The 18045-nt window shown below is 71.7% G+C and carries 16 protein-coding genes, 2 pseudogenes and 1 riboswitch; of the genes and pseudogenes, 8 read left to right on the forward strand and 10 right to left on the reverse strand.

Annotated features, from left to right (window positions below):
- Positions 1-85: 85 nt before the first annotated feature.
- Both P1P75_RS29345 and P1P75_RS29350 read left to right on the forward strand, forming a co-directional pair.
- A pseudogene (locus tag P1P75_RS29345) lies at positions 86-622 on the forward strand (hypothetical protein); the annotation flags it as partial.
- Between the two features lie 27 nt (positions 623-649).
- Complete coding sequence (locus P1P75_RS29350; protein WP_319260968.1) at positions 650-1738, forward strand: GNAT family N-acetyltransferase; 1089 nt, start codon at positions 650-652, stop codon at positions 1736-1738.
- Positions 1739-1755: 17 nt separating this feature from the next.
- Here the strand turns inward: P1P75_RS29350 and P1P75_RS29355 are convergent, their stop codons facing one another.
- Positions 1756-2025 carry a DUF4031 domain-containing protein gene (locus P1P75_RS29355; RefSeq protein WP_319260970.1) on the reverse strand — a complete coding sequence of 90 codons (270 nt, stop codon included), beginning with the start codon at positions 2023-2025 and terminating at the stop codon, positions 1756-1758.
- 7 nt (positions 2026-2032) lie between these two features.
- The gene (locus P1P75_RS29360; protein ID WP_319260973.1) at positions 2033-2452 is read right to left on the reverse strand and encodes a hypothetical protein; all 420 of its coding nucleotides are present in this window, start codon (positions 2450-2452) and stop codon (positions 2033-2035) included.
- 124 nt (positions 2453-2576) lie between these two features.
- Between P1P75_RS29360 and P1P75_RS29365 the strand changes: the two genes are divergently transcribed.
- From P1P75_RS29365 to P1P75_RS29380, 4 genes are all read left to right on the forward strand, one after another.
- Positions 2577-3392: a MurR/RpiR family transcriptional regulator gene (locus P1P75_RS29365; protein WP_319261001.1), complete on the forward strand. Its 816-nt coding sequence runs from the start codon at positions 2577-2579 to the stop codon at positions 3390-3392.
- 51 nt (positions 3393-3443) lie between these two features.
- On the forward strand, positions 3444-4379 hold the full coding sequence (gene murQ / locus P1P75_RS29370) for an N-acetylmuramic acid 6-phosphate etherase (protein WP_319260975.1): 936 nt from the start codon (positions 3444-3446) through the stop codon (positions 4377-4379).
- A gap of 16 nt (positions 4380-4395) precedes the next feature.
- A complete protein-coding gene (locus P1P75_RS29375; protein WP_319260978.1) occupies positions 4396-5856 on the forward strand; it encodes a PTS transporter subunit EIIC in 1461 nt (486 codons plus the stop codon).
- A gap of 171 nt (positions 5857-6027) precedes the next feature.
- Entirely contained in the window at positions 6028-6591 is a 564-nt protein-coding gene (locus P1P75_RS29380; RefSeq protein ID WP_319260981.1) for a hypothetical protein, read from the forward strand.
- Here P1P75_RS29380 and P1P75_RS29385 read toward each other — a convergent pair.
- The 7 genes and pseudogenes from P1P75_RS29385 to thrC form a co-directional block, all read right to left on the reverse strand.
- Positions 6588-8150, reverse strand: coding sequence for a carboxylesterase family protein (locus P1P75_RS29385; protein ID WP_319260983.1), 1563 nt, complete (start codon positions 8148-8150; stop codon positions 6588-6590). The genes P1P75_RS29380 and P1P75_RS29385 overlap by 4 nt on opposite strands.
- Before the next feature lie 365 nt (positions 8151-8515).
- A pseudogene (locus P1P75_RS29390) lies at positions 8516-8842 on the reverse strand (MFS transporter); the annotation flags it as partial.
- A gap of 138 nt (positions 8843-8980) precedes the next feature.
- A complete protein-coding gene (locus P1P75_RS29395) occupies positions 8981-10159 on the reverse strand; it encodes an NADH:flavin oxidoreductase (RefSeq protein WP_319260986.1) in 1179 nt (392 codons plus the stop codon).
- A 344-nt stretch (positions 10160-10503) separates the two neighbouring features.
- A complete protein-coding gene (gene groL / locus P1P75_RS29400) occupies positions 10504-12129 on the reverse strand; it encodes a chaperonin GroEL (RefSeq protein WP_086766311.1) in 1626 nt (541 codons plus the stop codon).
- A 393-nt stretch (positions 12130-12522) separates the two neighbouring features.
- Positions 12523-12729 (reverse strand): cold-shock protein, encoded by a 207-nt coding sequence (locus P1P75_RS29405; protein ID WP_019057200.1) that lies wholly within the window; start codon positions 12727-12729, stop codon positions 12523-12525.
- Positions 12730-13182: 453 nt separating this feature from the next.
- Positions 13183-13458 carry a MoaD/ThiS family protein gene (locus P1P75_RS29410; protein WP_319260988.1) on the reverse strand — a complete coding sequence of 92 codons (276 nt, stop codon included), beginning with the start codon at positions 13456-13458 and terminating at the stop codon, positions 13183-13185.
- Complete coding sequence (gene thrC, locus P1P75_RS29415) at positions 13455-14753, reverse strand: threonine synthase (protein WP_319260990.1); 1299 nt, start codon at positions 14751-14753, stop codon at positions 13455-13457. Before thrC ends, P1P75_RS29410 begins: the two co-directional genes overlap by 4 nt.
- Positions 14754-14768: 15 nt before the next feature.
- Positions 14769-14915, reverse strand: a riboswitch (SAM riboswitch).
- A 177-nt stretch (positions 14916-15092) separates the two neighbouring features.
- Between thrC and P1P75_RS29420 the strand changes: the two genes are divergently transcribed.
- Positions 15093-16064: a glucosyl-3-phosphoglycerate synthase gene (locus P1P75_RS29420; RefSeq protein ID WP_319260993.1), complete on the forward strand. Its 972-nt coding sequence runs from the start codon at positions 15093-15095 to the stop codon at positions 16062-16064.
- A 172-nt stretch (positions 16065-16236) separates the two neighbouring features.
- The gene (locus tag P1P75_RS29425; protein WP_319260995.1) at positions 16237-17649 is read left to right on the forward strand and encodes a trehalose-6-phosphate synthase; all 1413 of its coding nucleotides are present in this window, start codon (positions 16237-16239) and stop codon (positions 17647-17649) included.
- A 207-nt stretch (positions 17650-17856) separates the two neighbouring features.
- Here P1P75_RS29425 and P1P75_RS29430 read toward each other — a convergent pair.
- Positions 17857-18045 (reverse strand): hypothetical protein (locus P1P75_RS29430; RefSeq protein WP_319260998.1); only part of this gene is annotated, 189 nt, incomplete at its 5' end.

Below are 18045 nucleotides of genomic sequence, written 5' to 3' on the forward strand. Positions count from 1 at the left end.
CTCTGAGTTGTGTATAAGAGACTGCTCCTGGAGCGTGTCGATCCGGTCGAGGACCGCGGTGAGGTGGGTGACCGTGTGGTAGCGGCGCTGGCAGGAGCCGCAGCGCCGCTACCACACGGTCACCCACCTCACCGCGGTCCTCGACCGGATCGACACGCTCCAGGAGTACGCCGACGACCCCGACGTCGTCCGGCTGGCCGCCTGGTTCCACGACGCCGTGTACCTGCCCGACCGCTCCGAGAACGAGGACCGCTCCGCCCGCCTCGCCGAGCGCGCCCTGCCCGAGGCCGGACTGCCGGACGCGAAGACCGCCGAGGTGGCCCGCCTGGTCCGGCTCACCGTCTCCCACGACCCCGCCGACGACGATCGTGACGGCCAGGTGCTGTGCGACGCCGACCTCGCGATCCTCGCCGCGCCCCCGTCGGCGTACGCCGCCTACGCGGCCGGGGTCCGCGAGGAGTACCACTTCGTCCCCAACGACGTCTTCCGCGAGGGCAGGGCCGCCGTACTGCACCAACTCCTCGGCCTGCCCCGCCTGTTCCGCACCCCGCACGGGGCGAAGGAGTGGGAGGCGACCGCCCGCTACAACATGCGCGCGGAACTGGACCTGCTCTCGGTCTGAGCCCCGCGCCCGCCTACGCTGCACGGCATGCGCGCATGGGGCGGGGATCAGGTGACGGAGGCCGTCGCGAGCAGCGTGGAACTGCTGCGGACGGTGACCGACAGGGACTGGACCGGCGTGAAGGCCGGCCGGCTGGACTGGTCCTGCCGACGGACGGCGGAGCACATGGCGGGCGATCTCATCGCCTACGCCGGGCAGCTGGCGGGCCGCGCGCAGACGGCGTACGTCCCCTTCGAGATCGGTTTCGAGGAGGGCACCGACCATGCGGGGGTCCTGGACGTCATCGAGACCACCGGCGCGCTGCTCACCGCCACCGTCCGCACCACCCCGCCACGGGTGCGCGCCTTCCACCCGTACCCGTTCCGCAGCGCGAACCGCGAGGGCTTCGCCGCGATGGGCATCGCCGAGGTGCTCCTGCACACCCATGACATCGCCGAGGGCCTGGGCCTGGCGTACGAGCCGCCCGCCGAGCTGTGCGAGTCCGTCCTCACCCGGATCTTCCCGCACGTGCGGCCCGGCCCCGACCCCTGGCCGACGCTGCTGTGGGCCACCGGCCGCGGCGATCTGCCCGGCCGTGCCCCGGTCACCGCATGGCGCTGGAACAACAACCTGGTCCTGCAGACCGGGCGGCTCACCCTCGAAGGCCTCACCCCGGCGGCCGCCGCCGACCTGGTCGCGGGCGGCGACGGCGGCTTCGTATGGCTCGGCGACGCCCCCTTCGAGGGCACCCGGGATGTCGCCGCCGGCCTGCTCAAGGCCTACGAAGGCGGGGTGCACCGGCCCGAGTTCGGCGCGTTCGTGCTCGTCCGTCGGGAGGACGGCCGGGCCGTCGGCAGCCTGAACCTGCACGGGATGCCCGACGAGGAGGGCCGCGCCGAGATCGGCTACGACCTCGTGGAACCGGCCCGGGGCCACGGCTACGCGACCGAGGCGCTGACCGCCCTCGCGGACCGGACGCTCGCCCACGAGGACGTCCACCTGCTGTACGCGGCCGTGGCGGAGGCGAACACCCCCTCGCAAGGCGTCCTGACGCGCGCCGGGTTCGTCCGGGCCGACGTGGCGGCCGAGCCCTTCCTGGAGGACGCCTCGCCACGGCTCTACACACGCCGGGGGTGACGCCCGCCCGGCGGGGCCTACGGCCGGCGTCGCCCCTTCGGGCGTCGTAGTCCCGCCGCCGTCAGGAGCCGCACCACCTCGCGGCTCCTGACCTCCACCGCCCCGGCCTCGACCACCTCCTGGTACCGGTGCGAGGGAATGTCGTAGTGATCGCGTTCGAACGCGCGCCGGGGCACGCCCAACTCGTCGGCGAAGTCGTGCAGTTCCTCGAAGGAGACGTCGCTGACGAGGTGGGACCACATCCGTCCGTGACCCGGCCAGTCCGGCGGGTCGATGTAGAGCGTCACGCGCGCCTCACGAGGGGCCCGCCCCGCCGGAGGCCGCCCCCAGCGAACCGACCGCGGCGACCTTCACGCCCGCCTTGTGACACACCCAGTGCGGGTCGGGCCCGAGTTCGGGCTCGATCTCCAGGGCGTGCGGGTCGCCCGAGCCGCACACCGGGCAGATCGGCCAGCGGCCGTACCGCTCCAGCAGGGCGTCCTGCACGTCCTGCGCCACCAGGCCGGCCACGAAGGTCACACCGTCCGGCCACTGCTCGACCCACCAGCGCCGCTGCGCCACGGACTCCTCGACCATGGACACGACGTCCGCCGCGGCCACCTCGCCCGAGGCCAGGTCGGCGAGGACGAGGGCCCGCGCGGCGTGCAGCGCCTGTTCCAGTGCGCTGACGGGTGTGGGGGAAGGCGTGTGCGAGGGGTTGTGGGAGGGGTCCATGCACCCATTGTGCGCACTCTTGACCGTGACACCGCGCCGAAAATACCTTTCATGGGTGCCCCAGGACGTGAAGGAAATTTTCGGTGGCGCCCTCGCCGCCAGGGTCCGCGCGCTCGCCCCCTCCATGACGCGCTCGATGCAACGCGTCGCCGAGACCGTCGCGGGCGACCCCGCGGGCTGCGCGGCGCTCACCGTCACGCGCCTCGCGGAACGCACCGGCACCAGCGAGGCCACCGTCGTGCGCACCGCCCGCCTCCTCGGTTACGGCGGCTACCGCGACCTGCGGCTCGCCCTCGCCGGACTCGCGGCCCAGCAGCAGTCCGGCCGCGCGCCCGCCATCACCACCGACATCGCCGTCGACGATCCGATCGCGGACGTCGTCGCCAAACTCGCCCACGACGAGCGGCAGACCCTCGCCGACACCGCCGCCGGTCTCGACACCGTGCAGCTCGGCGCGGCGGTGGCGGCGCTGGCAGGCGCACGCAGGACCGACGTCTACGGCGTCGGGGCGTCCGGGCTCGTCGCCCAGGACCTCGTGCAGAAACTGCTGCGGATAGGGCTCATGGCCCACGCCCACAGCGACCCGCACCTCGCGGTGACGAACGCGGTGCAGTTGCGGGCGGGCGACGTGGCGATCGCCATCACGCACTCCGGGTCGACACGGGACGTCATCGAACCCCTGCGGGTCGCCTTCGAGCGGGGCGCCACGACCGTCGCCGTCACCGGGCGGCCCGGCGGCGCGGTCGCGCAGTACGCCGACCTCGTGCTGACGACGTCCACGGCACGCGAGAGCGAGCTGCGGCCGGCGGCCATGTCCTCACGGACCGGTCAGCTGCTGGTGGTGGACTGCCTGTTCGTGGGGGTGGCCCAGCGGACCTACGACACCGCCGCGCCGGCGCTGGCCGCGTCGTACGAGGCCCTGGCCCATCGGCACCGGTAGACCGTAGGAGTACTCCGGCCGACCTACGTGGGAAAGAAAGAGCCGTCTGCCATGACCTCCACCCCCCGCCCCGACGAACTGCTCGCCCAGCTCGGTTCGCTCACCACCGAAGCCTTCCGCCCGGAACTCGCCGAGATCGACCGGCTGCCCACCCTCGACGTCGCCCGGCTCATGAACGGGGAGGACGCCGGCGTGGCCGGGGCCGTGGCCGCGCGGTTGCCCGAGATCGCCGGGGCCGTCGACGCGATCGCCGCGCGGATGGGGCGCGGCGGACGGCTGGTGTACGCCGGGGCGGGGACGGCAGGACGGCTCGGGGTGCTCGACGCCTCCGAGTGCCCGCCGACCTTCGACACGGCCCCCGGCCAGGTCGTCGGGCTCATCGCGGGCGGGCCGCGGGCGATGGTGACCTCCGTCGAGGGTGCCGAGGACTCGCGGGAGCTGGCACGGGCGGACCTGGCCGCCCTCGCGCTGACCGCCGAGGACACGGTGGTCGGGATCTCCGCCTCGGGGCGCACGCCCTACGCGGTCGGCGCGGTCGAGTACGCGCGCTCGCTCGGTGCCCTGACCGTCGGGCTGGCCTGCAACGGGGACAGTGCGCTGGCTGCGGCGGCCGAGCACGGCATCGAGGTCGTCGTCGGGCCCGAGCTGCTCACCGGGTCGACACGCCTGAAGGCGGGCACCGCGCAGAAGCTGGTGCTGAACATGCTGTCGACGATCACGATGATCCGGCTGGGCAAGACGTACGGGAACCTGATGGTCGACGTCCGGGCCTCGAACGAGAAACTGCGGGCCCGCTCACGGCGGATCGTCTCCCTTGCGACGGGCGCGGACGACGAGGAGGTCGAGGAGGCCCTCACGGCCACCGGCGGTGAGGTGAAGCACGCGATCCTCGTACTGCTCGCCGGGGTCGACGGGCCGTCGGCCACCCGCCTTCTGGAGGAGTCCGGCGGTCACCTGCGTGCCGCGCTCGCCGCCGCGCGCCCCTGAGCCGCACGCTCAGCAGGTGCCTACCGATTCCCATGCCACCGCCGCCGCGCTCCTGCCCCTGGTCGGCGGCCCCGCGAACATTCTCTCCGTCGCCCACTGCATGACCCGGCTCCGGCTGGCCCTCGCCGATCCGTCACGGGCGGACGAGGAGGCGCTGCGGGCCGTCCCCGGGGTGCTGGGCCTCGTCGTGGACGGCGGGTCGTACCAGGTGGTGCTCGGGCCGGGGATCGTCGGACCGGTGACAGTCGCGTTCGAGGAGCTGGTGGACGCCACAGTCGGCGGCCGGCCGACGGCGGCCGAGGGACTCGCCGCGCTGGGCGCCGACTTGAAGGGCGAGCGGCAGCGGCGCAACGCCACCCCGGTCAAGACCGCCCTGCGCCGCCTCGCCGCCGTCTTCGTCCCCCTCATCCCCGCCCTCATCGGCTGCGGGATCCTCGCGGGCCTCAACGGGCTGCTGGTCAACGCCGGTCTGCTGACGTCGCTGACGCCCGCGCTGGCCGCCGTGGCCTCCGGGTTCATGGCGCTGATCGCGGTGTTCGTCGGCGTCAACACCGCCAAGGAGTTCGGCGGCACGCCCGTGCTGGGCGGGGCGGTGGCGGCGATCGTGGTCTATCCGGGCGTCGCGAAGGTCACCGCGTTCGGGGTGACCCTCGCCCCCGGCCAGGGCGGGGTGCTCGGCGCACTGGCGGCGGCACTGCTGGCGGCGTACGTGGAGAAGTGGTGCCGGGGCCGGGTCCCGGCAGCCCTCGACGTGCTGCTGACCCCCACCCTGACGGTCCTCGTCGCCGGCCTGGCCACGCTGTACGGCCTGATGTGGGCGGCCGGTGCCGTGTCGACGGCGATCGGCACGGCGGCGGACCGGCTGCTGTCGACGACGGGCGCCTTCGCCGGCCTGGTCCTCGGCGGACTGTTCCTGCCCCTGGTGATGCTGGGCCTGCACCAGGCCCTCATCCCCATCCACACCACGCTCATCGAACAGCAGGGCCACACCGTGCTGCTGCCCATCCTGGCGATGGCGGGCGCGGGCCAGGTCGGCGCGGCCCTCGCGGTCTACGTCCGGCTGCGCCACGACACCTCGCTGCGCACGACGATCAGGTCGGCGCTCCCGGCGGGCCTGCTGGGCGTCGGCGAACCCCTCATCTACGGCGTCTCCCTCCCGCTGGGCCGCCCCTTCCTCACGGCCTGCGTGGGCGGGGCGGCCGGCGGGGCCTTCGTGGGCTTCTTCGCGATGCTCGGCGACCAGGTCGGCGCGACGGCCATCGGCCCGTCCGGCTGGGCCCTGTTCCCGCTGCTGGCCGGCAACCGGGGCTGGAGCGCCCTGCTCGCGATCTACGCGGGCGGGCTGCTGACCGGGTACGCGGTCGGCTTCGCCACCACCTACGTCTTCGGCGTCACCGACCGCGTCATGGTGGCCGCCGGCTCCGGCCGCCCCGCCCAGGACCCGTCCGGCAGCCCGGCACCTTCGCGATCCGGCTGAGGCAGGCAGCCTGGCTCTCTTCCGGGAGCAGGCAGGAATCCCCCGTCCCCCTGGCGAGCGGCTCGTACGGGGCCTTGTCGGTGGGGTGTGCGACGGTTGAGTCGGCGGTGTTCGCACCGCCGGACACTCAGGCCGGAGGAAGGCCCGCCGCGGAAAAGGGAGACGCTCGTCATGAACCACGCCCAGCTCACCCACCTGGGGCGTGCCCTGCGGCTGCTCGGTGAGCACGGGGACGCTCTGAACGCCGACACCCCGGACGCCAAGTTCCACGAAGTCAGATCGGACCTGCGACGCGCCCTGGAACTCCTGGAGGAGGGCGCCTCGGCCGTGCCCAGCACCCGGTGTGCCGAGCACCCGAACGGTCCCGTGGACGAGGCCGCCCCCGACCTGTGCCTGCTGTGCGAGACCCGGCGGCGGGCGGCCCGGCGCGCCGAGTTCGACGGACCCGCCCCGCGGGCACCGCACCCCACCGCCCCGTCCCGCTACGGCGGCCGGGGCGAGCGCCCGCAGCCCCAGCAGCGCTGGCTGCCGGAGCTGTGGACCGGCCAGGAATGGCAGCTGTGCGGCACCCCGAGGCGCGACCGCCAGGAGGCCGAGCGGTACCTCGCGGCCCTGCGCCGGGGCTCTCGCCCCGCCATGGCCTACCGCCTGGTGCACGAGTTCACCGACTACGAGGTGCTGCGCGTCTGGGGCACCCCGGTGAGGGTCGACATCGAGCCCATGGGCAACATCTAGGCCGGGCCCCGGTCGGGCAGCGGCAGCGGCAGCGGCAGCGGCAGCGGCGGGAAGTCGTGCCCCTCCCACAGCAGGCGTGCCGTCTCGTCCGGATAGGGGCGGACCTGCGGTTCCGCGTCCAGGATCTGCACCAGCCGCTTCCCCGTGTCGTAGGCCGGCCAGCCCGGCTCGCCGGTGCGGGCGAACGCCGTCCAGGACGCGCGCATGCGGGCGGACAGGGTGCGCGCCTCCTCGGTCACCTCCGCGCCCGCGAACAGCAGGTTCCCGAGGTCGGCGTCGTAGGTGCCGAACAGCAGGGGTATGTCGAGGCCGTGGCAGGCTCCCAGTGCGCCGCCCATGCCGGGGGCCGGCCAGGTCAGTTCGTAGACATGGGCCCGGCCGCCGCCCGCGACCTGTGCCTCCGCCAGGTGCAGGGACGGCATGCGGAACAGCCAGTCGGACTGCACCCGCTCGAACAGCTCCCCCGGTCCGGCGTCCGGACAGGCCTCCCGGTAGGCCCGCTCACCGGCCTCGCCGCCGCCGGGCCCGAACAGCCGCAGCACACTCGTCGCCTGTTCCTCCGTCACCTCGCCCAGCAGGCCCGCCAGGGCCACAAACAGGCGGTACTCCTGCGCGTTGTGTCCGACGATCAGCTCCACGTCCCGGCCCGCGCCCGCCGCCAGCGCCTGCCAGGGCGTGACCGGCAGCACCTCGCCGTCGACCACGGGTGAGAACGGCGTGACCGTGGGCGCGACCTGCCCCCACCGGTCCACGCGCTCGCCCATCTTCGCGGCGAGCGCCGTCCCGGCCTCGGTCAGCGCACGCGGATCGACCGTGGCGAGGTCGGCGGCCGTGGGCCGCAGTCCGGCCTCGGCGGCGATGGCGGCGGCGAGGTCCCGGGCCAGCTCGTCGGAGAAGTACGTGCCGGGCACGCTCTGCGCGATGGCCCGCCCGAACAGCCCCCGCGCGGCGGGCATGGCCAGCAGCGCCGCCACCGAACCGGCGCCCGCCGACTCCCCGAAGACGGTCACCCGGCCGGGATCGCCGCCGAACTCGGCGATGTTGTCCCGCACCCATTCCAGGGCGGCGACCTGGTCGAGCAGTCCCCGGTTGGCGGGCGCGCCCTCCATCCGGGCGAACCCCTCTATGCCGACGCGGTAGTTGAAGCTGACCACGACCAGGTCACCGGCGCGGGCGATGTGCCGCGCGTCGTAGCCGGGGCTGCCCGCGTGGCCGAGCTTGTAGGCGCCGCCGTAGATCCACACCATGACGGGGCGGGCCTCGGCGGGCGCCGGGTCCGGTGTCCACACGTTCACCGTCAGCCAGTCGTCGCCGGTGGGTCCGTCCAGCGCGCCCGTGGGCCCCTGGATGCCGGGCTCCTGCGGGGGCGGCGGGCCGAAGGCGTGCGCGTCCCGGACGCCTTCCCATTGCTGGGGCGGGAGCGGGGCCTGGAAGCGGGCCTGCCCGACCGGAGGGGCGGCGAAGGGGATGCCGCGGAAGACGTCCAGTCCGTCCTCCCTGCGTCCTCGGACGGCTCCGGCGGCGGTACGGACCACGGGCTCGGCGTCGGCTGTCGTCATCGGTCACTCCTCGGTGGGCTGCTGCTCGTGGAACAGACCGTCAACGGACGGCTGTTCGTGGAAGGGAAAGCACACTGGGCGGCTGTTCGTGGAAGGGACACTCCACTGGGTGACTGTTCGTGGAACGGACGGTCGATGGTGGTTGCTCCGGTGATTGCTCGGTGATTGCTCGGTGATTGTTTCGGTGGTCGCTCCGTGGAACGGACGGTCGATCGGCGGCTGTTCATGAAACGGACGGCGCTCGGGCAAAGTGCCGAAAGCGGCCGACGCCCCTCGTGTGGGTGACGGCCGCCTCGGCAGGGCAGTTGGTCACACCTTGACGGGCACGGCCTCCTGCGCCTCTCCGGGGCCGCCGCCATGACGGCCGCCCCGCGCTCGGGGATGAAGGTGGCGAGCCGGAAGGCCGCCAGGGCCACACCCGCGCCGATGGCCATGACGACCTTGAAGCCGTCCTCGGCCGGCAGGGTGAAACCGCCGTACTCGGTGGTCATCCGGGCGAGGATCACACCGGCGACGGCACTGGCGAAGCTGGTGCCCAGGGACCGCATCAGGGTCTTGGGGCTGTTGGCCGAGCCGGTCCGGGCCGGGTCGACCGCGCCCATGATCAGGGCGGGCAGGGCGCCGTAGGTGAAGCCGACGCCGGCCCCGATGACGCAGGACACCAGGACGAGGTGCCGGACCTCGCTCACGAGCCGGCGATTGATTGAGTCAAGCAAGCTAAGTCCCGAGGCCCCGCCAGGCACGAAAGAGAGGGGGCGGGGAAGGAGGTCTCCCTCCTTCCCCGCCCCACCCGCACAGAGCCGCTCAGCAACCCGACGGCTCAGCAGACCTCAGCTGAGGGTCTTCAGCGACGCCGCGTCGTACGGCTTCAGCTCGTCGAGGCGGCCGGCCAGCACCTTGGCCGCCCACTCCGGGTCCTGGAGCAGCGCACGGCCGACGGCCACCATGTCGAACTCGTCCCGCTCCAGCCGGTCGAGAAGGTCGTCGAGGTTCTTCACCCCCGACCCCACGCCCTGGAAGGCGTTGAGGAACTCGCCGTCGAGACCGACCGAGCCGACGGTGATGGTGGGCCGCCCGGTCAGCTTCTTCGTCCAGCCCGCGAGGTTGAGGTCGGAGCCGTCGAACTCCGGGGCCCAGTAGCGGCGGGTGGAGGCGTGGAAGGCGTCGGCACCGGCCGCGGCGAGCGGGGCGAGGATGGCCTCCAGCTCCTCGGGGGTCTCGGCGAGGCGCGCGTCGTAGGCCTCCTGCTTCCACTGCGAGTAGCGGAAGATGACCGGGAACTCCGCCGACACCGTCTGGCGTACGGCGGCGACGATCTCCGCCGCGAACCTGGTGCGGGCGACCGGGTCGCCACCGTAGGCGTCGGAGCGGCGGTTGGTGCCCGCCCACAGGAACTGGTCGACCAGGTAACCGTGGGCGCCGTGGATCTCCACGCCGTCGAAACCGATGCGCTCGGCAGCCGCGGCGGCCTCGGCGAACGCGCCGATGACGTCGTCCAGGTCGCGCTGGGTCATCGCCTTGCCGGTGCCCTCGGTGCCGTCCAGGCGCACGCCGGAGGGGCCGACGGCGGGGGCGTCCGCCACCGGCGGCTCACCCTGGCTGCGCACCATGCCGATGTGCCACAGCTGCGGCACGATCTTCCCGCCGCCCGCGTGCACGGCCTCGGCGACCTTCGCCCACCCGGCCAGCTGCTCCTCGCCGTGGAACCGCGGCACCCGGTCGCTCTGCCCGGCCGAGTCGTGGCCGACGTACGTGCCCTCGGTGACGATCAGGCCGACACCCGCGGCGGCCCGGCGGCCGTAGTACGACGCCACGTCCTCGCCGGGGACACCGCCGGGCGAGAACATGCGGGTCATGGGCGCCATGGCGATGCGGTTCGGGACGGTCAGGCCGTTGAGGGAGACGGGGCGCGCGAGAATCTCGGCGGCGCGGGAGGCGGCGGGAGTGGCAGTCACGACAGGGGACTCCTCGGAGAGGTCGCGGTGGGCATCGGCAGAGCCGTCAAGCATCGGACGGTGGGACATTCTGGACGGTATGTGCACATGCAAGAACCGCCCTCTGCCGTCAACCGCACGGCCCTCCCCCGCCATTCCGCCGACTCCCCCCCAACCGCTGTGATGCGGGCCACGCCGCGGAACCCGAACCCTCACCCTGCCGTTCCGCCGCACCGGCGCGGACCGACCGCCGACCCCGACCACATGGGCCGGCCCGCGGTCACCTCCCACCACGAGCACGGACACCCCCAACCCCACCGGCACCACGGTCGGGCGTGAAACGACCGAGGGCGGCACCCCCCGCGTCAGCAGGGAGTACCGCCCTCGACAGGAAGACCGAGCTTGATCAGCGATCAGGCTCAGAAGTCCATGTCACCGCCCGGCATGCCGCCGCCGGCCGGGGCAGCGCCCGCCTTCTCCGGCTTGTCGGCGATGACGGCCTCGGTGGTGAGGAACAGCGCGGCGATCGACGCGGCGTTCTGCAGCGCGGAACGCGTCACCTTCGCCGGGTCGATGATGCCCTCGGCGATCATGTCGACGTACTCACCGGTCGCGGCGTTCAGGCCGTGGCCGACGGGCAGGTTGCGCACCTTCTCGACGATGACGCCACCCTCGAGACCACCGTTGACGGCGATCTGCTTGAGCGGGGCCTCCAGGGCGAGCTTCACGGCGTTGGCGCCGGTCGCCTCGTCACCCTCGAGGTCGAGCTTCTCGAAGACCGAGGTGGCCTGGAGCAGGGCCACGCCACCACCGGCGACGATGCCCTCCTCGACGGCCGCCTTCGCGTTGCGAACGGCGTCCTCGATGCGGTGCTTGCGCTCCTTGAGCTCCACCTCGGTGGCGGCGCCGGCCTTGATGACGGCCACGCCGCCGGCCAGCTTCGCCAGACGCTCCTGGAGCTTCTCGCGGTCGTAGTCCGAGTCGCTGTTCTCGATCTCGGCGCGGATCTGGTTGACCCGGCCCGCGACCTGGTCCGAGGAGCCGGACCCGTCGACGATGGTGGTCTCGTCCTTGGTGATGACGACCTTGCGGGCCTTGCCGAGCAGGTCCAGGGAGGTGTTCTCGAGCTTGAGACCGACCTCCTCGGAGATGACCTCGCCACCGGTGAGGATGGCGATGTCGTTCAGCATCGCCTTGCGGCGGTCGCCGAAGCCCGGGGCCTTGACCGCGACGGACTTGAAGGTGCCGCGGATCTTGTTGACGACCAGGGTCGACAGGGCCTCGCCCTCGACGTCCTCGGCGATGATCAGCAGCGGCTTGCCCGACTGCATGACCTTCTCCAGGAGCGGGAGCAGGTCCTTGACGTTGGCGATCTTGGAGTTCGCGATCAGGATGTACGGGTCGTCGAGGACGGCCTCCATACGCTCCATGTCGGTCGCGAAGTACGCCGAGATGTAGCCCTTGTCGAAGCGCATGCCCTCGGTGAGCTCGAGCTCGAGACCGAAGGTCTGCGACTCCTCGACCGTGATGACGCCTTCCTTGCCGACCTTGTCCATCGCCTCGGCGATGAGCTCGCCGATCTGGGTGTCGGCGGCGGAGATGGAGGCCGTCGAAGCGATCTGCTCCTTGGTCTCGACATCCTTCGCCTGCTCGAGGAGGGCACCGGAGACGGCCTCGACGGCCTTCTCGATGCCGCGCTTCAGAGCCATCGGGTTGGCGCCGGCCGCCACGTTGCGCAGGCCCTCGCGGACCAGCGCCTGGGCGAGAACGGTCGCGGTGGTCGTACCGTCACCGGCGACGTCGTCCGTCTTCTTGGCGACTTCCTTGACCAGCTCGGCGCCGATCTTCTCGTACGGGTCCTCGAGCTCGATCTCCTTGGCGATGGAGACACCATCGTTGGTGATCGTGGGGGCGCCCCACTTCTTCTCGAGGACGACGTTGCGGCCCTTGGGGCCGAGCGTCACCTTCACGGCGTCCGCGAGCTGGTTCATGCCGCGCTCGAGGCCGCGCCGCGCCTCCTCGTCGAACGCGATGATCTTGGCCATGTGAAGTGGTCCCTCCAGGACTGGGGGTGATTCCTTCGGACCGCGCCCGCGCCCGCGACGGACGGCTCGCCTGCCCCGTGGTTCCTTGCCCCACTTGGCCTGCGGGCCTCACCGACCCGGTCCTTCGTTGTCACTCTCACCATCAGAGTGCTAACGCCAATGATTAGCACTCGACCCGTCCGAGTGCAAGGTGCGCCCGCGGAGCGGGCTCGTTCAGGGGTGGCGGTCGGGTGACGGGCGGGAGCCGGCGGGCACCCCCGATCCGCAGGTGAACGACGCCCCTCCGCCCCCACCCCGTCCCGCCCTCCGGACATGACGAAGGGCCCGCACCCCTGGAGGTGCGAGCCCTTCGCGAACAGAACAGAAGAACGTCGCTGCAAGTCGGCGCGTGCTTCAGCTGGTCGCGAGCCGGACCATGTCCGCCTGCGGCCCCTTCTGACCCTGCGAGATCTCGAAATCGACCCGCTGGCCCTCTTCCAGGGTGCGGTATCCGTCCATCTGGATCGCGCTGTAGTGGACGAAAACATCCGCACCACCGTCGACCGCGATGAAGCCGTACCCCTTCTCCGCGTTGAACCACTTGACGGTGCCCTGAGCCATGCCTAACTCCCCTATTACTGGCCCTTGCACAGATCCGCACTTCGCGGATCCGGGTCAGACCTCACCCCCCAAGTTCGTTGGGGGCGTGCGCCGGAACGCGTCGACCGCGGCTGAATGTATCTGTCCAACTGCCGTCTGCAACAGGTCAATCGGACGAGAATTCCGGACGCGAATGGTCAGGAGAAGAGTGAGGTTTCGCCCGAATTCAGGGCAAGTCGGGCCCCACAAAGGGAAGGAAAGGCGCAAAACAGATGCACACTTTGGCTGCTTCTCATCGCCTGCACCAGCGGAACTCATATGCGGCCGGCATGCATTGGCGGGCGCGTTCCCCAACTGTACCGCGCTCAACCACATTGAATTGCCCCCTCCGCTTCTCTCGCGGAGGGGGCAATTCAATGAACGCTCGGTAATTACCGTTACCGACGGTTACTACCGGCGGGTACTGACTAACGGTCAGCCACCGGCCACGGCCGGGATGATGGAGACGCCGGCGCCGTCGGGAGTCGCCGTGTCCAGCCCCTTCTCGAAGCGGACGTCGTCGTCGTTGACGTACACGTTGACGAACCGGCGCAGCTTGCCCTGGTCGTCCAGGACGCGGGCGGCGATGCCCGTGTGGTTCTTCTCCAGGTCGGCGATGATCTCGCCGAGGGTCACGCCCTCGGCCGGGACCTCCGCCTTGCCACCGGTGTAGGTGCGCAGGATGGTCGGGATGCGGACGGTCACGCTCATGCGAGGCCAGCCTCTCGGAAGGAGTCCAGGGTCGGACGGATGGTGGCGCTGAGGCCGGTGCCGGCCACCGCGTCGAGGGTCTTGAGGCCGTCCCCGGTGTTGAGCACGACCGTCGTCTTCGTCGGGTCGAGAAGACCGTTCTCGATCAGCTTCCTCGCCACACCGACGGTCACGCCACCGGCGGTCTCGGCGAAGATGCCCTCGGTCCGCGCCAGCAGCTTGATCGCGTCGACCACCTGCTCGTCGTTCACGTCCTCCACCGCGCCACCGGTGCGGCGCGCGATGTCCAGGACGTACGGCCCGTCCGCCGGGTTGCCGATGGCGAGGGACTTGGCGATGGTGTTCGGCTTCTGCGGCCGCACGACGTCGTGGCCGGCCTTGTAGGCGACGGACACCGGCGAGCAGCCCTCGGCCTGCGCACCGAAGATCTTGTACGGCCTGTCCTCGACGAGCCCCAGCTTGATCAGCTCCTGGAGCCCCTTGTCGATCTTCGTGAGCTGTGAGCCGGAGGCGATCGGCACGACGAGCTGGTCGGGCAGCCGCCAGCCGAGCTGCTCGCAGATCTCGTAGGCCAGCGTCTTGGAGCCCTCGGCGTAGTACGGCCGCAGGTTGACGTTGACGAAGCCCCAGCCCTCGCCGGCCGGGTCGCCGATCAGCTCGGAGCAGAAGCGGTTCACGTCGTCGTAGTTTCCCTCGATGCCGACGAGCTCGCCGCCGTAGATCGCGGCCATGACGACCTTGCCCTGCTCCAGGTCGTGCGGGATGAACACGCAGGAGCGGAAGCCGGCGCGGGCGGCGGCGGCGCCGACGGCACCGGCCAGGTTGCCCGTGGAGGAGCAGGAGAGAGTCGTGAAGCCGAAGGCGCGGGCGGCCTCGATGGCCTGGGCGACGACGCGGTCCTTGAAGGAGTGCGTCGGGTTGCCGGAGTCGTCCTTGACGAACAGCTTGCCGGGGTCGACACCCAGCTCGCGGGCCAGGTTGTCGGCCTGGACGAGCTTGGTCCAGCCGGGGTTGATGTTCGGCTTGTCCGCCACGTCGGCCGGGACGGGCAGCAGGGGCGCGTAGCGCCAGATGTTGGCGGGGCCCGCTTCGATGCGCTTGCGGAGCTCCTCGGTGTCATAGGCCGAGAAGTCGTACGCGATCTCCAGCGGGCCGAAACACTCCTGGCAGGCGAAGACCGGGCCGAGAGGCACGCGGTGTCCGCACTCGCGGCAGGAGAGCGCCGCGGCGGGACCGAGGTCCACGGAGTCGGTGGTGCTTGCAACCGTGTTGCTTACATCTGTCTGCGCAGCCATGTGAGGCGAGGCCCTTCCTCATCTTCCTCACGACGCGTTTCGCCGTGAGACGGATTTGGCACCTTCCCGAGCCGGGAGCCTCGCCACATCAACGTGACAGGACCAGCTGGAGGGTTGCCGGGGCTTCATCGGGCCGTATCCCTCTGCCCCTCTGGATGAGCGGTATGAAGTTGTGGGTGGTGAACGAAAGGCCATCTCGGACATGCGATGGTCATCCGCGTTGTTCAAGACTGTAACCGAAGGCCAGGACAGTTGAGATAGACGTCCGAACCGCGAGATGGATCACACCGTCACCCCACGTGCACGAGGTGTGATCACGACAGTGAGGAGCCGCAGACCGTGCTGAAAGAAGCTGAGGCCTGGCTGGCCACCCGCTCCTGGTCCGTGACCGACCGCCCGCTGCACCGCGTCCTGGCCGCGAAACGTGCCTCGGGCCAGACGGTCTCCGTGGTGCTGCCCGCCCTGAACGAGCAGGAGACGGTCGGCGACATCGTCGCGGTCATCCGCCACGACCTGATGCGGCAGGTCCCGCTGGTGGACGAGATCGTCGTCGTCGACTCGGGCTCCACCGACCGTACGTCCGAGGTCGCCGCGGCGGCCGGGGCACGGGTCGTGCACCGGGACGACATCCTGCCCCGGATACCGGCCGTGCCCGGCAAGGGCGAGGTGCTGTGGCGGTCGCTGCTCGTCACGACCGGGGACATCGTCTGTTTCATCGACGCCGACCTCAAGGAGTTCTCCTCCGACTTCGTCTCCGGGATCGTGGGCCCGCTGCTCACCGACCCCGGCGTGGACCTCGTCAAGGCCATGTACGACCGCCCGCTCGGCACCGAGTTGCATTCGCTCGCCTCCGGCAAGACCGCGGGCCAGGGCGGCCGGGTCACCGAACTCATGGCCCGCCCGCTGCTCAACATGCACTGGCCGCAGCTGGCCGGCTTCGTGCAGCCGCTCGGCGGCGAGTACGCGGCCCGCCGCAGCCTGCTGGAGCAGCTCCCGTTCCCCGTCGGCTACGGCGTGGAGCTGGGCATGCTGGTCGACGCCCTGCACCTGGTGGGCCTGGACGCCCTCGCCCAGGTCGACGTCGGCGTGCGCAAGCACCGCCACCAGGACGGGCAGGCGCTCGGACGGATGGCGGCGGCGATCTACCGCACCGCGCAGCTCCGGCTGGCCCGCGGGCACATGATCCGCCCCGCGCTGACCCAGTTCGAGCGGAGCGCGGACGGCTTCGAGCCGCGCACCTACTCCGTGGACACCGAGGAACGTCCGCCGATGGCGGAGATCGCGGAGTACGCGGAACGCAAGGTCGCCTAGACGGCCGGGACCGCCTGGGCGGCTGGGCCGCTGGGCCGCTGGGCCGCTGGGCCGCCGTATACAGCGGACCGGGGTCCCGTCATCCGGCCCGCCCGCCATCTGGCTGGATAGGCCCGCCCACGGACCGTAACCGTACGTTTGAGCGTTTCCGGACCGGGCTAGGTTGTGGCGTATGGCTTCCACGCGTGGTGCTGCTGCTGAGGGTGCTCAGGTGCTGGTCGCGTCCAACCGCGGCCCGGTCTCCTACCAGGTGCGCGAGGACGGTTCGCTGCACGCCAAGCGGGGCGGCGGCGGACTGGTCTCGGGCCTTTCGGCGATCGGGCCGGACGCGGGCGCCCTGTGGGTGTGTTCGGCGCTGACCGACGGCGACCGCGAGGCGGTGCGGCGCGGGATCGGCGAGGACGGCGTCCGCATGCTGGCCGTCCCGGCCGACGTGCACGCCGACGCGTACAACGGCATCGCCAACTCCGTGCTCTGGTTCATCCACCACCTGCTGTACCAGACCCCGCTGGAGCCGGTCTTCGACGCGGAGTTCCGGCGCCAGTGGGCGTCGTACGAGACGTACAACCGCGCGTTCGCGCAGGCGCTGGCCGAGGAGGCCGCGGAGGGTGCGGCGGTCCTCGTGCAGGACTACCACCTGTGTCTGGTCCCCGGCATGCTCCGCGAGCTGCGTCCCGACCTGCGCATCAGCCACTTCTCGCACACGCCGTGGGCGCCGGTGGACTACTTCGCGCTGCTCCCGACCGACATCCGCGCGCAACTGCTGCGCGGCATGCTCGGCGCGGACCGGCTCGGCTTCCTGACCAGGCGCTGGGCGGACGCGTTCACCGCCTGCTGCGCGGAGTTCGTGGGAGGCCTGGGCGGCACGGAGACCGGCGTCCACGGCCTCGGCGCCGACGCCGACTTCCTGCGCGCCCGCTCCCACGAGACCGACGTCGAGGAGCGCATCGTCGCCCTCCGCGAGGAGATCGGCGAGGGCCGCAAGGCCATCGTGCGCGTCGACCGCACCGAGCTGTCGAAGAACATCGTGCGCGGTCTGCTCGCCTACGAGCAGCTCCTCGACGACCGCCCCGAGTGGCGCGAACGGGTCGTGCACGTGGCGTTCGCCTATCCCTCCCGCCAGGATCTCGCCGTCTACCGCGACTACACGGCCGAGGTGCAGCGGGTCGCGCACGAGATCAACGAGCGGTACGGCACCCCTGGCTGGACCCCGGTCGTCCTGCACGTCAAGGACGACTTCGCCCGCTCCCTGGCCGCGTACCGCCTCGCCGACGTGGCCCTGGTCAACCCCGTCCGGGACGGCATGAACCTGGTCGCCAAGGAGGTCCCGATCGTCTCCGACCAGGGCTGCGCGCTGGTCCTGTCACGGGAGGCCGGGGCGTACTGGGAGCTGGGCGAGGACGCCATCGTGGTGAACCCGTACGACGTCCTGGAGACCGCCCGCGCCCTCCACGAGGCGCTGACCATGGCCCCGGAGGAGCGGGGGGAGCGCGCCAAGAGGCTGACGGAGGCCGCGACCGCACTGCCTCCGGCCCGATGGTTCCTCGAGCAGCTGCAGGCGCTCCAGTCCCTTCAGCGCACCTGACCAAAGAGCGCCCGCAAGCCCCACGCCCCCGAAGCCCTCAGCCCAGCCTGCCGACCCGACAACACCCGCAGCAGCCCCGCGCCCCGGCCGAACCGCCGACGCCACTCACGGACATCCAGGCCCGCGGCCACAGCCGGCCGAAGAGCGCCCGCGGCATCCCAGACGACGTCGGGGGGACTGTCAGCGACCTACGCAGGCCCCAACCCCTCACAGCCCGGCCGTCCACGAGAACGCCCCCATCAGCCCCGCGACGTCGACGGCAGCCGTCAGCGACTGCCCACGCCTTCCATCCCCTCGACCCAGCCGACCCGACAACACCCGCAGCAGCCCCGCGCCCCGGCCGAACCGCCGACGCCACTCACGGACATCCAGGCCCGCGGCCACAGCCGGCCGAAG

Source organism: Streptomyces sp. ID05-39B, assembly GCF_033794725.1.
GTDB classification, from domain to species: Bacteria; Actinomycetota; Actinomycetes; order Streptomycetales; family Streptomycetaceae; genus Streptomyces; species Streptomyces bobili.

What these genes read in the sequence shown, in the direction of transcription:
- P1P75_RS29350 (WP_319260968.1), top strand. Translation starts at nt 650, where the DNA reads ATGCGCGCATGGGGCGGGGATCAGGTGACGGAGGCCGTCGCGAGCAGC.
- P1P75_RS29360 (WP_319260973.1), bottom strand. Translation starts at nt 2,452, where the DNA reads ATGGACCCCTCCCACAACCCCTCGCACACGCCTTCCCCCACACCCGTC.
- P1P75_RS29365 (WP_319261001.1), top strand. Translation starts at nt 2,577, where the DNA reads ATGACGCGCTCGATGCAACGCGTCGCCGAGACCGTCGCGGGCGACCCC.
- murQ (WP_319260975.1), top strand. Translation starts at nt 3,444, where the DNA reads ATGACCTCCACCCCCCGCCCCGACGAACTGCTCGCCCAGCTCGGTTCG.
- P1P75_RS29380 (WP_319260981.1), top strand. Translation starts at nt 6,028, where the DNA reads ATGAACCACGCCCAGCTCACCCACCTGGGGCGTGCCCTGCGGCTGCTC.
- P1P75_RS29385 (WP_319260983.1), bottom strand. Translation starts at nt 8,150, where the DNA reads ATGACGACAGCCGACGCCGAGCCCGTGGTCCGTACCGCCGCCGGAGCC.
- P1P75_RS29395 (WP_319260986.1), bottom strand. Translation starts at nt 10,159, where the DNA reads ATGCTTGACGGCTCTGCCGATGCCCACCGCGACCTCTCCGAGGAGTCC.
- groL (WP_086766311.1), bottom strand. Translation starts at nt 12,129, where the DNA reads ATGGCCAAGATCATCGCGTTCGACGAGGAGGCGCGGCGCGGCCTCGAG.
- P1P75_RS29405 (WP_019057200.1), bottom strand. Translation starts at nt 12,729, where the DNA reads ATGGCTCAGGGCACCGTCAAGTGGTTCAACGCGGAGAAGGGGTACGGC.
- P1P75_RS29410 (WP_319260988.1), bottom strand. Translation starts at nt 13,458, where the DNA reads ATGAGCGTGACCGTCCGCATCCCGACCATCCTGCGCACCTACACCGGT.
- thrC (WP_319260990.1), bottom strand. Translation starts at nt 14,753, where the DNA reads ATGGCTGCGCAGACAGATGTAAGCAACACGGTTGCAAGCACCACCGAC.
- P1P75_RS29425 (WP_319260995.1), top strand. Translation starts at nt 16,237, where the DNA reads ATGGCTTCCACGCGTGGTGCTGCTGCTGAGGGTGCTCAGGTGCTGGTC.